Origin of the sequence: Citrobacter sp. S55_ASV_140 (assembly GCF_018919505.1) — a bacterium.
In the GTDB taxonomy this organism is placed as follows: domain Bacteria; phylum Pseudomonadota; class Gammaproteobacteria; order Enterobacterales; family Enterobacteriaceae; genus Citrobacter; species Citrobacter werkmanii.
Genome location: NZ_JAHLQZ010000011.1, coordinates 23,239 through 39,665, shown reverse-complemented (window position 1 = coordinate 39,665; position 16,427 = coordinate 23,239). Strand labels below are relative to the sequence as shown.

Sequence of the window (16,427 nt, the reverse complement as noted above, 5' to 3'; positions counted from 1 at the left end):
TGTATACCACTTTTTTACTTTTTAGAATGACGTCCGTACACCGCCCAGGTGATAACCACGCAGGCGACATAGAAGATCACAAAGACTTTCATCGCATCAACAGGTGAGCCCGTTAACGCTAGGGAAGTACCAAATGCTTTGGGGATAAAGAAGCCGCCAATCGCGCCAATGGCAGAGATAAAACCGAGCGCAGCCGCAGTGTCGGTTGCCGCTTCACGCATCGCCTTCTCTTCTGACCCGCCTTCCGCTTTCACTCTGTCCATCGTCAGCTTGCGGAAGATAACGGAGATCATCTGGAAGGTTGAACCACTGCCCAGACCGGCCGTCAGGAACAGCGCCAGGAACACCGCGAAGAAAGCGGTAAAGTTGCCCCCTACGCCATTGGTTGGCAGCGTCAGGAACAGCAAGGCACTGAAGAGAGCCATCAGCACGAAGTTCACCAGCGTCACGCGAGTTCCGCCCAGACGGTCAGAAATTGCACCGCCAGCTGAGCGCGCCAGCGCGCCAATCAGCGGGCCAAAGAAGGCGTAATGCAGGATCTGTACCTCAGGAAACTGCGTTTTTGACAGCATCGCGAAACCGGCTGAGAAGCCGATAAATGAACCGAAGGTTGCCAGATACAACAGGCTCATGATCCACAGGTGTCCGCGCTTTAGCACCGGTAATTGCGCTTTCAGTGACGCTTTTGAGGTTGCCAGTTCGTTCATACCAAACCATGCAGCCAGCGTCAGCACAGCGAGGAACGGAACCCAAATCCATGCGGCGTTTGCCAGATACAACTGCGTGCCATCCGGTTGCTCAACGCCCTGGCTACCAAATGCAGCGAAGATTGACAGTGAGACCACCAGCGGAGCAACCAACTGCATTACGCTGACCCCCATGTTGCCCAGACCACCGTTCAGACCCAGCGCACCGCCCTGCTTTTGTTTTGGAAAGAAGAAGCTGATATTCGCCATGCTTGATGCAAAGTTCGCACCGGCAAAACCGCACAGTAAGGAGATAATAATAAAGGTACTAAATGGCGTGGTGGTATCCTGCACCGCAAAACCTAACCATACGCATGGGACGATCAGGATACCGGTGCTGAATGCCGTCCAGCGGCGTCCACCAAACAGGGGAACCATAAAGGAGTACGGCACACGCAGCAGCGCGCCGGAAACCGATGGCAACGCCGTCAACATGAACAATTGCTCCGTGGTGAAATTAAAGCCGACTTTCGGTAAGTTCACCGCTACGGCGCTAAATAACATCCACACGCAAAACGCCAGCAGCAAGCAAGGGACGGAAATCCACAGGTTACGGCTGGCGATTCGTTGACCACGCTGTTGCCAGAAGACAGGATCTTCCGGCCGCCATTCTGTAATTACAGCTCCAGATGCCCTTTCCGGGGCAGATGAGTGACTCATAGACACCTCTGATACTTGTTTCGATGCCTGCAACCTTAGGGTTTACAGCTGGAGGTAAGTTGATATAAATCAAAGGAAAAGGTGTCATTATTCATGCCTAAAATTTATCATCACCCTAAATGAGTACATTACTTCGGTAAAAAAGATGTGGTTTTTCACGCTTCTGTCGTCTTCTACTGCCCCCGCCCCATGACCGCCCCCTTGGCTGGCAATTAAGAGGTAGCCCGTTTGAGGTATGGGTATACTCCAGTGTATCGCCGAGAATAACGCCACTGCCTGCAGCAGAACCGTTATTCAAAAGGGTTTCTGTTCTACGAAGACCCGAAGGAACAAGTCACCATGTTTAAACGTTGTCTCTCCCCGCTTACGCTGGTCAACCAGGTGGCGCTGATTGTTTTATTGTCTACTGCCATCGGCGTGGCAGGTATGGCTGTCTCCGGTTGGCTGGTTCAGGGCGTTCAGGGTAGCGCCCATGCAATTAACAAAGCCGGCTCGCTGCGTATGCAGAGTTATCGTCTGCTGGCGGCGGTACCCCTGGAAGCCGACGATCAACCGCTACTGGATGAAATGGAGAAAACGGCGTTTAGTCCAGAGTTAACGCGGGCCGCACAGCGCGATGGACAACAGGCGCAGTTAAAAGCATTACAGGATTACTGGCACACTGAGCTGGCGCCAGGGCTTGCCCACGCGCAAACGCCTGATGCGGTAGCGCAAGATGTAACGCGCTTTGTTGTTGGATTGGATAAGCTGGTTACCGCCTTCGACCATACCACCGAATTACGCATTGAACGCGTCGTCCTGCTACATCGCCTGATGGCGGCATTTATGGCCTTACTGCTGGTCTTCACCATTATCTGGCTACGCGTACGTCTGCTGGAACCATGGAAACAGCTATTGGCGATGGCGCGAGCCGTCAGCCAACGTGATTTTACCCAACGTGCGCATATCAGCGGGCGTAATGAGATGGCGGCTCTGGGCTCGGCGCTGAATAATATGTCGGAAGAGCTGGCTGAAAGTTATGCGGTACTGGAACAGCGGGTGCAAGAGAAAACGGCCGGACTGGAGCATAAAAATCAGATCCTCTCTTTTCTGTGGCAAGCCAACCGCCGCCTGCATTCTCAAGTGCCGTTGTGCGAACGCCTCTCTCCGGTGCTGAACGGCCTGCAGAATTTGACCCTGCTACATGATATTGAGCTGCGGGTTTATGATCTGGAGGATGAAGATAATCATCAGGAATTTACCTGTCAGTCCAATGTCAGTTGCGATGAGAAAGGATGTCATCTGTGCCCACGCGGTACGTTGCCCGCGATAGACGGTGGTATCACGCTGAAATGGCGGCTGACCGACGCACATACCCAGTATGGTATCCTGCTCGCTACATTGCCGAACGGACGCCATCTCAGCCACGATCAGCAACAACTGGTCGATACCCTGGTTGAGCAACTGACCGCGACGCTGGCGCTCGACAGACATCAGGAGCGCCAGCAGCAGTTGATCGTGATGGAAGAGCGTGCCACCATTGCGCGCGAACTCCATGATTCTATTGCACAATCGCTTTCATGTATGAAGATGCAGGTTAGCTGTTTGCAGATGCAGGGCGATGCGCTGCCCGAGAATAGCCGCGAACTGCTTAGCCAGATTCGTAATGAACTGAACGCCTCGTGGGCGCAACTGCGTGAGCTGTTAACGACCTTCCGTTTACAGCTCACTGAACCCGGATTGCGACCCGCGCTGGAAGCCAGTTGTCAGGAATACAGCGCCCGCTTTGGTTTTACGGTTAAGCTGGACTATCAGTTGCCGCCGCGCCTGGTCCCTTCGCATCAGGCGATTCACTTATTACAAATTGCTCGTGAAGCCCTGAGCAACGCCCTGAAGCACTCCCATGCTGATGAAGTCGTCGTGACGGTGGTGCAAAATGGCAAACAGATCAAACTCACAGTACAAGATAACGGCTGCGGCGTACCGGAAAACGCCGAACGCAGTAACCACTACGGCATGATAATAATGCGCGACCGTGCGCAGAGCTTGCGCGGCGATTGCCGAGTACGCCGTCGTGAGACAGGCGGTACTGAAGTTACTGTCACTTTTATTCCCGAAACAAACTTCACAGAAGTCCAAGGAGATACCCATGAGTAATCTGGAACCGGCAACCATCCTGTTGATCGACGATCATCCGATGCTGCGAACCGGTGTAAAACAGCTTGTCAGCATGGCGCAGGATATCACCGTTGTCGGTGAAGCCAGCAATGGCGAACAGGGTATCGAGCTGGCTGAATCTCTTGATCCCGATCTGATCCTGCTTGATCTCAACATGCCCGGCATGAACGGTCTGGAAACCCTCGACAAGCTGCGTGAAAAGTCCCTGTCTGGCCGCATCGTGGTGTTTAGCGTGTCCAATCATGAAGAAGATGTCGTTACCGCACTGAAACGCGGCGCGGATGGTTACCTGCTGAAAGATATGGAGCCGGAAGATTTACTGAAAGCATTACAACAGGCCGCCGCCGGTGAAATGGTACTGAGCGAAGCCTTAACGCCGGTTCTGGCCGCCAGCCTGCGCGCCAACCGCGCAACGTCCGACCGTGATGTCACCCAGTTGACGCCGCGCGAGCGCGATATTCTCAAGCTTATCGCCCAGGGCCTGCCCAACAAGATGATTGCCCGCCGTCTTGACATCACCGAAAGCACGGTTAAAGTTCATGTGAAGCATATGCTGAAGAAAATGAAGCTCAAATCACGCGTAGAAGCCGCGGTTTGGGTGCATCAGGAACGCATTTTCTGATAACGAAGTCGTGCATCATGGTTAACGAGGATCATTTGCCGAAACGCTGATAAACGGTTCGGTCAGTGATAGCGTGATCTCATTGGAAGAGACACGCTGGCCCAGTTCATCTTCTACCACTACCGACAGCCGCCAGCGGTTTGTCGCCCCTTCTCTACTGTCCCACTTCGGCATAATAATCGTCCAGCCCTGTGCGCTGCGGGTACTGCTGCCAGCGGTTAAGCTCAGCGCCTGAGTATCGCCCTGCCATGCAAGATGGCGAATCCCATGCAGGCTGCGCACTTGTACCTTCAGCGCCACCGTTTCTCCCGGCTTGAGATCCCAGGGCGGCGTAGCCAAAAATACCGACAGGGTTTTACGCTGGCGATACTCCAGCGTCGGCAAACTATTCCGCTGCGGATCGTCATAACGACTGCCGCGCAGCGAGCGGCTGTTCGCCACCTCGCTGACCATCAGCTGTTTTTTTAACGGAACGCCGAAACGATAATTCAGCGTTAATCCGAGGTTATTCTGACTGACGCCATTTTCACCCTGCTTATGCTGCGCAGTCATCGTAATCAGCGGCACCGGCGTATAGCTCAGCCCGAGGTTCACCGCTACCGGATTGTGATACCCGGTTCCTGAATGAAACAGATCCACCCGGTCGCCAAAATACTGTTCAACGCTGACGCTGGTATTGAGATGTTGATAGAACGGCATCCGCATTTGCGCGGTCAGGTCGTAGCCGCGGGCCATCCGTTGTTCCTGTGTGATGGAACGATTCTGCCAGGAGGAAAACGGCTGGTAGTAGTTAGCGGATAAACGTAAATACTCGCCCCACGCTTCTGCACCTAAGCCGCCCCGGGGCAGATTTTCATCCAACAGATTGTCATAAAACGTGTTGTAACCCAGTAGCCAACCGTCATGTACCCAGCGCTGCCCAATTCCCGCATTGCTGACTAAGCCCTCATCCTGTTGCGTTAAGCCTAACTGGCTCCAGGTAAGATAGCGCTGATTGTCCTGCCACGGAATAAACCAACTTCCCCGGCTGCCGGTAAAGCTGCCCTCTTTATCAACCTGCAACCCGACGCTGGCGTTTCCCCAGGGAGAGAGCCAGGATTCCAGTTGTTGATTCACCTGTTCGCTGACCGTGTCACGTACCTGACCAAACGCGAACTGCTTCGCCTGCTCGCCGGTATCAAGGCCGTTATCGGTCATACTGGCTTCACCGAATGCTTTCACCATTTCGGCAAAATGCTTTTCGCCTGCCCGCGATTCCGGCGCCATACCGAGATCGGGCAAGCCATCGCTATTGTTATCGAATGGGTTTTCAGCCTGGTGAATAAAAGAGGATTGTGCGCTGGCAGTACCCCCTGCCAGTGGCAAGAGTGCAAATACGGCGAGAGGGAAATAAATAATACGGCTCAAATCGTTAGTTATTTCTTAAATCAATTAATCAGGCACACTTAACCTAAACCATAACGTCTTCAGCAATTAATTGCAGCCTTTATCCCCGTTTTCGGGATTTTCTGACCCGAATAATCAGGGGTAGCCACATGCTTTCTTTTCGATATCTGGTACAGGGAGTACCATACACGCCAGGAATTATCCCTCCCATCCGACAACAGGAGTCAAAATGCAAAAGATAGTGATCGTCGCGAACGGTGCGGCCTATGGAAGCGAATCGTTATTTAACAGCCTGCGTCTGGCCATCGCCTTGCGTGAACAAGAAGCTTGTCTCGATCTGCGTCTGTTTTTAATGTCGGATGCGGTTACGGCGGGATTACGCGGTCAGAAACCGGCGGAAGGATACAATATTCAGCAAATGCTGGAGATCCTGACAGCGCAAAACGTTCCGGTAAAACTGTGCAAAACCTGCACTGATGGCCGTGGGATCACCGACCTGCCTTTAATTGATGGCGTCGCCGTGGGCACGCTGCCAGAACTGGCGCAATGGACGCTGGATGCAGATAAAGTATTGACCTTCTGACAGCGCCTTACAGGCACGCGCACTGAAAGTGCCGGAAATTTCCGGATTTTATCTTAGATGAGCGCGGTTTCGTTGAACGTTAGCACGCCCTTTCAACCGTCTTGAGGAATTTTGTCACTTTTGTTTAATCGTTATGCCATTTTTTGATCAAAATCAGCATCCTGTTGCTCCCCCTTTGGTGTTATGCAATGAGTGAAATGTGAACAACATCACGCAGCACTTTCGACAGAAAGTACGTTGTTTTCAAGAACGGGGTGAAAAATGGCATTAGTGAAGGCGAGTTTAAAGTTATTTGGTGGCGATACGGTGGTTGTGCGCTGTTCCGAGCGCTGTCACATCCATCTGATGAGCGAGAAAAATCACGTCAAAGACACGCAGTCCGACATCTTAAGCGTGCAGGACCGTGATAACGCATGGTTGACCGTACCTTATACCGGCGTCTGGAACGTGCTGATCGACAGCCACAGTCAGTCGCTTGAGCATTCGATAAGTTTTATTGCAGCGTAATCGTGAAATGCCCGATAAGCACCTGGCTGTCGGGCACACAACACTCCGCCGACGCTATGCAAAACCTGGTCGTATAATCCCTTCCGGCAGGTTCTCTCCCAACAACCGTTTGACCGTAATCACCAGATCGTTAAGACAATCATCCTGCATTCCCAGCTTCACCAGTTCTTGTTCCAGCGAGAACAGATACTGGGCATTAGTGCCTAAAGGTCCGCTGGCCGCAGCGATAAGCGGCGCGATCACCTGCGCGCGTGTATCCGACTCAAACAGCGGATGGCGCGGATCCATAATAAAGACCAGCGCGTTTACCGTCCGTCCGTCATCCAGCGCCAACTGACACCAGGTCGGCAGGTAGCAACCGGTGATCATTTCACGCTTCCACAGCAGAGAAAGCTCTTGCTCCAGCGATGCGTCTGGTAAGCGATAAGCCACACCGGTAGTGCGTCCACCCTCTTTCAGGGCCAGCATCCGTCCCGGCTGACAGGCCGTTCCTCGCCCCGCCGTCAGACGCAGGCAAAATGCACGGTGCCAACCGACCAATGTTCCGGTACAGGACTCTTCAAATTCTAAGGCCGGGTTCCACATCAACGATCCATAACCGAAGATCCACACCGGTCCATCATCTGGTCGGCAAGCAAGCGTGGCGGCCAGTGAGGCTGCCCGTTGTTCCGCTGACCAGAGTAGTGATTCTTCAATAGCGCCAAACGCCGTCTTACAGTCGGCATTCAATAAAAAATCACGCGTTAACACCTTACACCTCCGCCACTGCAGCTTCCCTGCGACAACTTTTTTGACGCCTTCCGGGCATTTTTACTGCTCATTTTGAAACCAATAGCTGGACAATAGGCAATTCACCGCTCGCTTGCAAGCCAGTAACGGCGCGGCGTAGCACGATTCGCTAACGGATGACTCAGGCTAGTTTATAAAGGCATTATAATTGATACCGTTACGTCTTTTTATGCCATTTATCATCATCACCTTTTTGATAATCATTTTTCACCGCCGCCCACGCCACCTTGTGCGCTGTCTCTTCGCGAGTGGCATCATCGCGACGGTCAGATTTATCTTTATACTGTTCCCAGGCGCTGTTAAAGGCTTCTTTATAGATGTCCTGAGCATGGGATGGCAGAACATGCTGTACGCTGTCAGGCAGATCGCTTTTAGATTTATAGGGCATTGTGAACTCCTCTTTTTGGGCTAAACCTTAAGTGTGGTTAACAATGCTGCGATGCGCCAATAATGAACATTTTTAAATTACTTCTTCATCTAACTTTCTGTTAATTAAATACTCTATAAACAAGACGTTTGTTTTTGGCCACTTAGAGATGGAAAATAAGCGATGCGGTAAAATTTCGTAAAATGTCACCTACAAAACCGCTTTTTCTGTTATTTTTTACATTCTTTAATACTTTTATAATTATAAATACCTGCAGAGATGGAGAATTAACTTAATGACACAACTACATGAGGCGGTAAAAACCCGCCACAAGGAGACCTCTCTCGTCTTCCCGATTTTGGCACTGGTAGTACTGTTCTTATGGGGGAGCAGTCAGTCACTACCAGTGGTCATCGGTATTAATGCGCTGGCCCTTGTTGGTATATTAAGCAGCGCATTCAGCGTTGTCCGTCATGCGGACGTATTAGCACATCGACTTGGCGAACCCTACGGCTCGCTGATTCTCAGTCTGTCAGTTGTTATTCTTGAAGTCAGTTTAATTTCCGCATTAATGGCGACCGGCGATGCCGCGCCTACGCTAATGCGCGACACGCTGTATTCGATCATTATGATCGTCACCGGCGGTTTAGTCGGTTTTTCATTACTGCTGGGCGGCCGCAAATTTGCCACTCAGTATATGAACCTGTTTGGTATTAAGCAGTATTTAATCGCCCTGTTTCCACTGGCCATTATTGTGCTGGTGTTTCCAATGGCGTTACCGGGAGCCAATTTTACTACTGCGCAGGCGCTACTGGTGGCGCTCATTTCTGCGGCAATGTACGGCGTCTTCTTGTTGATTCAAACAAAAACGCACCAGAGCCTGTTCATTTACGAGCATGAAGATGAGGGTGACGACGACGATCCGCATCACGGTAAGCCGTCAGCGCACAGCAATATATGGCACGCCGCCTGGCTCATCATTCACCTGATCGCTGTTATCGCCGTCACCAAGATGAACGCCAGTCCACTGGAAACCTTGCTGACTGAACTCAATGCGCCCGTGGCATTTACCGGTTTCCTGGTGGCGCTGTTGATCCTCTCGCCTGAAGGGCTGGGGGCGCTGAAAGCGGTGCTGAACAATCAGGTACAGCGGGCGATGAATTTGTTCTTCGGTTCAGTATTAGCCACTATTTCACTCACCGTACCGGTAGTGACGCTGATAGCGTGGGCAACAGGAAATGATTTGGTGTTTGCTTTGGGCGCGCCAGAGATGATTGTCATGGTCTCGTCGCTGGTACTGTGCCACATCTCTTTCTCCACCGGACGAACCAATGTGCTTAACGGCGCCGCGCATCTGGCGCTATTTGTCGCCTATCTGATGACGATATTTGCCTGATAACTAGTTTGGCGGGATCCACGGCCCTTTGCAGGGCCGTTTTCTTTTAGCGCGTTTATTGCTCCGGATAAACCTGTTGGCCATCGACAAACGTTAATAACGATTCCGTTTGATGCAGCTTGTCTGGCGCAATAGCCATAATATCTTGATTCAGCACCGCAAAATCGGCGAGCTTACCTGCTTGCAAACTTCCTCTTTGCTGCTCAGCAAAAGCCAGCCAGGCGGCATTTCGGGTATACATTTTTAACGCATCTTCCCGACTTAACTGGCGGGTGTCATGGCGTACTGAGCCGTCGAGCGCTTTACCTGTGACATGATATTCAATGGCATGCCACACTCCCGCAACGCCAATCCGCGTCGCATCTGTACCGCCGGCAACGATTACCCCCTGCTCTAACGCGGGTTGCACTGGCGATGATAGCGCCGCCACCGTTTTACCATTTGCGCGTTCAATGGCGGGAGATTCAAAATATGGCCCCATCTGGACAGAGTAGGCTAAACCGAGTTTCTTCATGCGGGCAATCGTTTCGGGCGTACCGGTATTAAGATGCGCAATAGACCAGCGCAACGGCGCAATATCATGCGATTTAGCCACCTCGCTAATGACATCTAAAATCGCATCCGCACTGTCATCGGTATAAGCATGTATTTCAACGGCAACACCTTCTTTGGCGGCAAGCTGAAGCACCTTTAATTGTTCTTGTTGGGACTCTGCTGGGGATGTGAACCCAGATGACATCCGCACGCCATCATTCATTGCCATCACCAGGCTTTCACCGAAGCCCAGAAAGGCTATTCTGCCGTCATCATGCATTGCCGGGCGAAACGCCAGGCGTTGTTTAAACCATTCCGTTTCATTACCAGGCGGTGCGGATAAACGATATCCAACGCGTATCCTGAGAGGTTGCTGCTGCTGAAGTTTAAAGAAATCACGATAAGCTTGCTCATGCCCGGCAGAAGGATCGATAAACCCGACCACGCCGCGTTTATTTAAATAACGTACAAAGGCGTTAAGGTTCTTTTCCACATCGCCAGTCTGGCTAATCTGGGCGAAAAGCTGGTTAAAACTGCCAATGGTCCCGCGCAATTTCCCCGTTGCCAGCCCTTTATCATCGCGTTCTATCACGATCCCTGCCGGAACATCCGGCTGTGGACTATTAAGTTTTAGGGTCTCGATAGCCTTTTGATTTAACAGCGCATAGTCATAAAGGCTTTGTATATATGCAGGATGATGAGGCAGCGCCTGATTCAGTTCCTGAACCGTCGGATCCCGCTTTTCAGCAAATTGTTCAGGTATCCATGAACCCGCCACCGCCACCCATTGCGCAGGGTCTTTCTTTGCCGCAGATTGCGACAGTTTATTTAACGCATCGGGTAAATTTTTAGTATCAAACCAGTAGGTTTCAAATAAAAATGTCCTTCCTCCCCGAATACCATGCAGATGCGCATCAATTAACCCCGGAATAACGGTTTGCCCCGTAAGGTTAATTTCCTTCGTGTTCGGTCCGGACCATTTTTTCACCGTTTCATTATTACCCACCGCAATAATATGCCGCCCTTTTACCGCCAGCGCCTGCGCGTTGGGTTGTTGTTCATCCATGGTAATCAACTTGCCGTTATACAAAATAACGTCGGCCTTGTCCTGAGAATGCGCCAGAAATGAAATTCCTATCAGAATTGCGGCCAACGCTACGTTGCGCATAGCCGGAGGGGGAGTATTAAAGCAAAGTCCCAGTTTACCCATCATATTTATCTACCTTTTCATGTGATGAAAATCAGGAAAGCTGATGCAGCACCGCCTGGCTGGCGATGTGTGCGCTGGATAGCAAACGTTCGAGCGTATGCCCACAACGGGCTTTTCCCGACAGACCAAGCATCGTGGTACTGATGTAATCGGTCAGACTATCAGCCACTTCGGGATGGCGCTGTGCAATAAAGTCATGAATTTTATGTTCTGCAACCGAGTAGAAAGCCCGGGCCACCTGCCGCGCCTGCGGATCGTTGCTATGCGTGCCCTCCAGAACCAAACAACCAGGCGCATGCGGATCAGCGGCATAGCGTCGCGCCGCCTCTTCAAGCAACGCAGCAAGGCTTTCGGCAACCGGTCTGTCAGAACGCAAAATGTCATCAAACGGGATCGCATCAGTTTGTACATAGCGACCAAGCACGCGTTCATAAAGACCGATTTTGTTCCCAAAAGCGGCATAAAAACTGGGGGGTTTGATGTTCAGGGCCTGCGTAACATCCGCTACGCTCACAGCGTCGTATCCATGTGAGTGAAATAAGGGCTGTACTTTGGCAACAGCCAGTTCCGGATCAAAATTACGTGGTCGGCCTGGGGCGCGCGAACATTTTGTAGTGCTCATTACAAATCCATTGACAGAAAACCATGCACCCATTATATATCGATCACTACATAATTGTTCAAGGAGTATCTCATGTCCCCATTTAACGGCAAATCAGTTCTGGTTCTTGGCGGAAGTCGGGGGATTGGCGCGGCTATTGTGCGCCGTTTCGCCGCAGATGGCGCAGCGGTTACCTTTACCTATTCAGGCTCCGCAGACGCTGCAAAAGCGCTTGCGGATGAAACAGGTTCCCACATGACGCAAACCGATAGCGCCGATCGCGATGCCGTCATTAACCGGGTACGGGAAAGCGGCCCGCTGGATGTGTTAGTGGTGAATGCAGGAATTGTGCTGTTCGGCGACCCGCTGGAGCAGGATCCCGATGACGTTGAGCGCCTGTTCCGCATTAATATCCACGCGCCCTGGTACGCGGCAGTAGAGGCGGCACGACAAATGCCTGACGGCGGGCGGATTATCATTATTGGTTCAGTGAACGGCGATCGTATGCCAATTGCCGGTATGGCTTCCTACGCGTTAAGCAAGTCTGCTCTGCAAGGCCTGGCAAGAGGGCTGGCCCGTGATTTCGGCGCGCGTGGCATTACAGTCAACGTAGTGCAACCGGGTCCCATTGATACTGACGCTAATCCAGCAGAAGGTCCATTGAAAGAGCTGATGCACAGCTTTATGGCACTAAAACGCCACGGTCGACCAGAAGAAGTGGCCGGAATGGTTGCCTGGCTGGCTGGTCCGGAGGCCGGGTTTGTGACGGGAGCTATGCATACAATTGATGGGGCGTTTGGTGCCTGACTGTAATAACAGGCCGGAGACAAGTGCCCCGGCCTGTTCAGCTGTCTTAGTTCTCAGTATCGAGCTCGTCGAAGCTTTTCACCAGGTCATCAATCGCTTTGATCTGCGTGAGGAACTGTTCCAGTTTCGCCAGCGGCAGTGCGGATGGACCATCGCATTTCGCATTGGCTGGATCCGGATGCGCTTCAATAAACAGGCCTGCCAGACCTACCGCCATGCCCGCGCGCGCCAGTTCAGTCACCTGACCACGACGGCCGCCGCTTGCGGCGCCAAACGGGTCGCGGCACTGCAGCGCATGGGTGACGTCGAAAATCACCGGCGAATTGCCAGAGACCTTTTTCATCACGCTAAAGCCCAGCATATCCACAACCAGGTTGTCATAACCGAAGTTCGCGCCACGGTCACACAGGATAACCTTATCGTTACCGCCTTCATGGAATTTATCCACGATATTACCCATCTGACCCGGACTTACGAACTGCGGTTTTTTCACGTTGATAACGGCACCGGTTTTCGCCATCGCTTCCACCAGATCGGTCTGGCGAGCGAGGAATGCCGGCAGCTGAATCACATCCACCACGTCAGCAACAGGCTGTGCCTGGCTGGCTTCGTGAACGTCGGTGATCACTTTTACGCCAAAAGTTTGCTTCAGCTCCTGGAAGATTTTCATCCCTTCTTCAAGGCCCGGTCCACGGTAAGAGTGGATGGAAGAACGGTTGGCTTTATCAAAGGAGGCTTTGAACACGTAAGGGATACCCAGTTTTTGAGTAACGGTTACGTAGTGCTCACAAATGCGCATCGCCAGATCGCGGGATTCCAGCACGTTCATTCCGCCAAACAGCACGAACGGCAGGTCATTTGCCACGTTGATGTCGCCAATGCTAACCACTTTTTGTTTCATAGGATCGCCTTAAACGGTAGGTAAAGTGTCATTAATCAATGCAATACAATTTGTTTGTGCGAAATGGTATTAATCTGCGCACGAATCATTTCGCTGATCGGGTCTTCCGGACACTGCTCAACGAAATAACTTAAATCTGTCAGCGCAACATGTTCACACTCCAGTTGCGCATATATCAATCCCCGATCGCGTATTTCATACGGGTCTTCAGGATTAAACTGTAATAATGCTTCACTGGCTCGCAGCGCCAGTTCCATTTGCCGCTCTTCCATCAGCGATGATTTCAACGTGTCGAGCAGTTTGCGGATCACTTCTGCGTTATCCGCTTCATCCAGATCTTCATTAAACAGTTCCGCGACCGGGCTGATGTTCCCCTTCAGCCACACTTCCAGCGTGTGTTCATTTAACGTTTCGCCATTGAACGGATTGATTAGCCACATTTCGCCATCAAGCGATTCAATGCGCAGGATGAGTTGTGTCGGGAAAATCACCGGTACCAGCGGCAGATCCAGTCGGTTGGCAATCCATAATAAGATCGCGCCCAACGACACCGCACTGCCCTGACGATTTTTCAGAACCTGGTCGAGCCATAGTGCATCAGAAAGACGATAGACGCCGTGGGTATCCGTAAACCCCCATTCGCCGTAAAAAAGTGCCAGCAGTTTTTCCAGTTGCTCATCCTGAGACAGGAGCTGGCTAATTTCTTCTTGCGCCAGACTGACCAGACGTTCCAGTTCGTCATAGACAGTTTGTGTTGGAAAATCCAGACGGATAGACTCCGACGCCAGGATCATCCCATCACACAATGGCGCTTTATTAAATTCGAAATCAGCTAACGACCTCATGACTTACCCCAGTAACGGTATTTTTGTGGTGGCGAGTTTAATGATGATGTACAGCACCACCAACGCCAGCGGAAATGCGACTAATCGCGCCTGCTGGCTGCGCGCCCGACGGTAATCGAGCGCAATAAAACCCAAAACGATGTAAATGATAACCCCAAACAGCTTTTCAGTCAGCCATGTCCCTTGTTCGGTGAATGGCAGGATGTGCGTTTTAATCATTAACGCCACGCCGCTGACTAATAAAACGGTATCCACCACCGGCGGCACAATGCGCGTCCAGCGGGCACGGGCTAGACGCGCGTCGGTGTAACGCCACCAAAAACGCAGCGTCAGCAGACTAACGGAAAGCGCAATGCTGATGAGATGAACGTTGAGTAACACACTGATGGTACTCATGATGGGATGCGTCCAAGCGTAATTCGCTCGTTGCCGCCATAATCACGGCAGGTTTCAACCGCCAGATAACCCGCGCGCGTAAAGGCATCGCGCACGGCCTCACCCTGCTGCCAGCCATGTTCCAGCAACAGATAGCCGCCTGGCGTTAACACGTGCTGAGACCGATCGATAATATGTACGATATCCGCCAGCCCCTGATCGCCCGCCACCAGCGCCGACAGCGGCTCAAAGCGCACATCGCCCTGCGCCAGATGCGGATCCTGTTCGTCGATGTACGGCGGATTGCTGACAATCATGTCAAACTGCTGCCCCTGCAAAGCGCTAAACCAGTCGCTTTGCAGCACGCGAACATTGTCGATAGCCAGGTGCTGCGTATTACGCATAGCCAGCGCCACGGCATCCGGCATCCGATCAACCGCCGTCACCGCGCAATCCGGACGCTCGGTTGCCAGCGCCAGGGCAATCGCGCCCGTACCGGTCCCCAGATCGAGAATGCGACATGCACAGGCTGGCAAGCGAGCCAGCGCCTGCTCCACCAGACACTCGGTATCCGGACGCGGAATCAGCGTGGCCGGCGATACAAACAGCGGCAGCGACCAAAACTCGCGAACGCCGGTTAAGTGCGCCACGGGTTCGCCCCGCTGACGCCGCTCCAGTAACGTGTCGAGCTGCTCACGCTGCGCCTCGGTTAACAGCGTTTCGCCAAAAGCCAGAATAAAGGTGCGCCCCTTACCGGTAACGAACTCAAGTAAAATCTCGGCGTCACGGCGCGGGCTTTCGCTTGCCGGTAATTGGCTTATCGCTTCACGCAGCCAGTGCTGATAGTCCATTAATCCTGCTCGGACAATGCCGCCAGTTGGTCGGCCTGGTATTCCTGGACAATTGGCTCAATGAGCATATCCAGTTTGCCTTCCATCGCTTCATCCAGACGGTAGAGCGTCAGGTTAATGCGGTGATCGGTCACGCGGCCCTGCGGGAAGTTATAGGTGCGGTTGCGATCGCTGCGATCGCCGCTGCCCAGCAGGTTGCGACGTTCAGAGGCTTCCGCCTGTTGACGCCTTGCCACTTCGGCCGCACGAATGCGCGCCCCCAGCACCGACATCGCTTTCGCTTTGTTTTTATGCTGTGAACGTTCGTCCTGACATTCCACCACGATACCGGTTGGCAAGTGGGTAATACGGATTGCGGAGTCGGTGGTGTTAACGTGCTGGCCCCCTGCGCCTGATGAGCGGAAGGTATCAATACGCAGATCGGCCGGGTTGATGTCCGGCAGTTCAGCATCCGGCAGTTCCGGCATGACCGCGACCGTACAGGCAGAGGTGTGAATTCGCCCCTGTGATTCCGTCGCCGGGACGCGCTGCACGCGATGACCGCCGGACTCAAATTTCAGTCGGCCATAAACGCCTTCGCCGCTAATCTTGGCAATGACTTCTTTAAATCCGCCATGCTCGCCTTCGCTGGCGCTCATGATCTCAACCCGCCAGCGACGCGCTTCAGCGTAACGGCTGTACATACGGAACAGATCGCCGGCAAACAGCGCCGCTTCATCACCACCGGTTCCCGCGCGCACTTCAAGGAAGGCGTTACGTTCATCATCAGGATCTTTCGGTAACAGCAGAACCTGCAGGTGTTGTTCCAGCTGTTCACATTTCTCTTTTGCTTCGCGCAGTTCATCCTGCGCCATTTCACGCATTTCAGGATCGTCGAGCATCATCTGAGCCGTCTCGATATCTTCCTGAACCTGTTGCCAGTCCGTAAAACAGCGCGATACATCGCTTAATTGGGCATATTCGCGCGACAGTGCACGAAAACGTTCCTGGTCTGCGATAGTACCCGCATCGCCGAGCAGCGCCTGAACTTCTTCATGGCGTTCATGCAGGGCTTCCAGTTTGGCAACGATAGAAGGCTTCATAGGCGTAA

General features: G+C 52.6%; 17 protein-coding genes. 6 read left to right on the top strand and 11 right to left on the bottom strand.

The window, feature by feature from the left end; translation table 11 throughout:
• Positions 1-14: 14 nt before the first annotated feature.
• On the bottom strand, positions 15-1,406 hold the full coding sequence (locus KQJ18_RS03725) for a NarK family nitrate/nitrite MFS transporter (protein WP_038641122.1): 1,392 nt from the start codon (positions 1,404-1,406) through the stop codon (positions 15-17).
• Between the two features lie 339 nt (positions 1,407-1,745).
• Between KQJ18_RS03725 and narX the strand changes: the two genes are divergently transcribed.
• Both narX and narL read left to right on the top strand, forming a co-directional pair.
• Positions 1,746-3,542, top strand: a complete 1,797-nt coding sequence (gene narX / locus KQJ18_RS03720; protein ID WP_121529127.1) for a nitrate/nitrite two-component system sensor histidine kinase NarX — start codon at positions 1,746-1,748, stop codon at positions 3,540-3,542.
• Positions 3,535-4,185, top strand: coding sequence for a two-component system response regulator NarL (narL, locus tag KQJ18_RS03715; RefSeq protein ID WP_038641125.1), 651 nt, complete (start codon positions 3,535-3,537; stop codon positions 4,183-4,185). Before narX ends, narL begins: the two co-directional genes overlap by 8 nt.
• Before the next feature lie 21 nt (positions 4,186-4,206).
• On the opposite strand, the gene KQJ18_RS03710 is transcribed toward narL, so the two are convergent.
• Positions 4,207-5,550: a YchO/YchP family invasin gene (locus KQJ18_RS03710; protein WP_253297443.1), complete on the bottom strand. Its 1,344-nt coding sequence runs from the start codon at positions 5,548-5,550 to the stop codon at positions 4,207-4,209.
• A 250-nt stretch (positions 5,551-5,800) separates the two neighbouring features.
• Here KQJ18_RS03710 and KQJ18_RS03705 point away from each other — a divergent pair, with 250 nt between their 5' ends.
• Together KQJ18_RS03705 and KQJ18_RS03700 are read left to right on the top strand one after the other, a co-directional pair.
• The gene (locus KQJ18_RS03705) at positions 5,801-6,154 is read left to right on the top strand and encodes a DsrE/DsrF/TusD sulfur relay family protein (protein ID WP_038641128.1); all 354 of its coding nucleotides are present in this window, start codon (positions 5,801-5,803) and stop codon (positions 6,152-6,154) included.
• A 261-nt stretch (positions 6,155-6,415) separates the two neighbouring features.
• Positions 6,416-6,661 (top strand): DUF1883 domain-containing protein, encoded by a 246-nt coding sequence (locus tag KQJ18_RS03700; RefSeq protein WP_038641131.1) that lies wholly within the window; start codon positions 6,416-6,418, stop codon positions 6,659-6,661.
• Positions 6,662-6,715: 54 nt separating this feature from the next.
• Here KQJ18_RS03700 and KQJ18_RS03695 read toward each other — a convergent pair whose 3' ends face one another.
• Together KQJ18_RS03695 and chaB are read right to left on the bottom strand one after the other, a co-directional pair.
• Positions 6,716-7,411: a gamma-glutamylcyclotransferase gene (locus tag KQJ18_RS03695; RefSeq protein WP_038641133.1), complete on the bottom strand. Its 696-nt coding sequence runs from the start codon at positions 7,409-7,411 to the stop codon at positions 6,716-6,718.
• A gap of 196 nt (positions 7,412-7,607) precedes the next feature.
• On the bottom strand, positions 7,608-7,838 hold the full coding sequence (gene chaB / locus KQJ18_RS03690; protein WP_038641135.1) for a putative cation transport regulator ChaB: 231 nt from the start codon (positions 7,836-7,838) through the stop codon (positions 7,608-7,610).
• 274 nt (positions 7,839-8,112) lie between these two features.
• On the opposite strand from chaB, the gene chaA reads away from it, so the two are divergent.
• Positions 8,113-9,213 (top strand): sodium-potassium/proton antiporter ChaA, encoded by a 1,101-nt coding sequence (gene chaA, locus KQJ18_RS03685; protein WP_038641137.1) that lies wholly within the window; start codon positions 8,113-8,115, stop codon positions 9,211-9,213.
• A 55-nt stretch (positions 9,214-9,268) separates the two neighbouring features.
• Here the strand turns inward: chaA and KQJ18_RS03680 are convergent, their stop codons facing one another.
• Both KQJ18_RS03680 and KQJ18_RS03675 read right to left on the bottom strand, forming a co-directional pair.
• A complete protein-coding gene (locus KQJ18_RS03680; RefSeq protein ID WP_216421435.1) occupies positions 9,269-10,960 on the bottom strand; it encodes an amidohydrolase in 1,692 nt (563 codons plus the stop codon).
• 28 nt (positions 10,961-10,988) lie between these two features.
• Positions 10,989-11,579, bottom strand: coding sequence for a TetR/AcrR family transcriptional regulator (locus KQJ18_RS03675; RefSeq protein WP_216421434.1), 591 nt, complete (start codon positions 11,577-11,579; stop codon positions 10,989-10,991).
• Between the two features lie 72 nt (positions 11,580-11,651).
• Between KQJ18_RS03675 and bdcA the strand changes: the two genes are divergently transcribed.
• Positions 11,652-12,365 (top strand): SDR family oxidoreductase, encoded by a 714-nt coding sequence (gene bdcA, locus KQJ18_RS03670; RefSeq protein WP_085048084.1) that lies wholly within the window; start codon positions 11,652-11,654, stop codon positions 12,363-12,365.
• A 46-nt stretch (positions 12,366-12,411) separates the two neighbouring features.
• Here bdcA and kdsA read toward each other — a convergent pair whose 3' ends face one another.
• The 5 genes from kdsA to prfA are packed head-to-tail and all read right to left on the bottom strand — an operon-like array spanning position 12,412 to position 16,419.
• Complete coding sequence (gene kdsA / locus KQJ18_RS03665; RefSeq protein ID WP_038641145.1) at positions 12,412-13,266, bottom strand: 3-deoxy-8-phosphooctulonate synthase; 855 nt, start codon at positions 13,264-13,266, stop codon at positions 12,412-12,414.
• Positions 13,267-13,301: 35 nt separating this feature from the next.
• Positions 13,302-14,111 carry an invasion regulator SirB1 gene (sirB1, locus tag KQJ18_RS03660; RefSeq protein WP_006684256.1) on the bottom strand — a complete coding sequence of 270 codons (810 nt, stop codon included), beginning with the start codon at positions 14,109-14,111 and terminating at the stop codon, positions 13,302-13,304.
• Between the two features lie 3 nt (positions 14,112-14,114).
• Positions 14,115-14,507: an invasion regulator SirB2 gene (sirB2, locus tag KQJ18_RS03655; RefSeq protein ID WP_150345096.1), complete on the bottom strand. Its 393-nt coding sequence runs from the start codon at positions 14,505-14,507 to the stop codon at positions 14,115-14,117.
• The gene (prmC, locus tag KQJ18_RS03650; protein ID WP_216421433.1) at positions 14,504-15,337 is read right to left on the bottom strand and encodes a peptide chain release factor N(5)-glutamine methyltransferase; all 834 of its coding nucleotides are present in this window, start codon (positions 15,335-15,337) and stop codon (positions 14,504-14,506) included. Before prmC ends, sirB2 begins: the two co-directional genes overlap by 4 nt.
• Complete coding sequence (gene prfA, locus KQJ18_RS03645; RefSeq protein WP_038641152.1) at positions 15,337-16,419, bottom strand: peptide chain release factor 1; 1,083 nt, start codon at positions 16,417-16,419, stop codon at positions 15,337-15,339. The genes prmC and prfA overlap by 1 nt, the downstream gene beginning before the upstream one ends.
• Positions 16,420-16,427: the final 8 nt, after the last annotated feature.

Bases quoted from the DNA above. Each gene is read 5' to 3' on its own strand.
- KQJ18_RS03725 (WP_038641122.1), bottom strand. From the start codon at position 1,406: ATGAGTCACTCATCTGCCCCGGAAAGGGCATCTGGAGCTGTAATTACA.
- narX (WP_121529127.1), top strand. From the start codon at position 1,746: ATGTTTAAACGTTGTCTCTCCCCGCTTACGCTGGTCAACCAGGTGGCG.
- narL (WP_038641125.1), top strand. From the start codon at position 3,535: ATGAGTAATCTGGAACCGGCAACCATCCTGTTGATCGACGATCATCCG.
- KQJ18_RS03705 (WP_038641128.1), top strand. From the start codon at position 5,801: ATGCAAAAGATAGTGATCGTCGCGAACGGTGCGGCCTATGGAAGCGAA.
- KQJ18_RS03700 (WP_038641131.1), top strand. From the start codon at position 6,416: ATGGCATTAGTGAAGGCGAGTTTAAAGTTATTTGGTGGCGATACGGTG.
- chaB (WP_038641135.1), bottom strand. From the start codon at position 7,838: ATGCCCTATAAATCTAAAAGCGATCTGCCTGACAGCGTACAGCATGTT.
- chaA (WP_038641137.1), top strand. From the start codon at position 8,113: ATGACACAACTACATGAGGCGGTAAAAACCCGCCACAAGGAGACCTCT.
- KQJ18_RS03680 (WP_216421435.1), bottom strand. From the start codon at position 10,960: ATGATGGGTAAACTGGGACTTTGCTTTAATACTCCCCCTCCGGCTATG.
- KQJ18_RS03675 (WP_216421434.1), bottom strand. From the start codon at position 11,579: ATGAGCACTACAAAATGTTCGCGCGCCCCAGGCCGACCACGTAATTTT.
- bdcA (WP_085048084.1), top strand. From the start codon at position 11,652: ATGTCCCCATTTAACGGCAAATCAGTTCTGGTTCTTGGCGGAAGTCGG.
- kdsA (WP_038641145.1), bottom strand. From the start codon at position 13,266: ATGAAACAAAAAGTGGTTAGCATTGGCGACATCAACGTGGCAAATGAC.
- sirB1 (WP_006684256.1), bottom strand. From the start codon at position 14,111: ATGAGGTCGTTAGCTGATTTCGAATTTAATAAAGCGCCATTGTGTGAT.
- sirB2 (WP_150345096.1), bottom strand. From the start codon at position 14,507: ATGAGTACCATCAGTGTGTTACTCAACGTTCATCTCATCAGCATTGCG.
- prmC (WP_216421433.1), bottom strand. From the start codon at position 15,337: ATGGACTATCAGCACTGGCTGCGTGAAGCGATAAGCCAATTACCGGCA.
- prfA (WP_038641152.1), bottom strand. From the start codon at position 16,419: ATGAAGCCTTCTATCGTTGCCAAACTGGAAGCCCTGCATGAACGCCAT.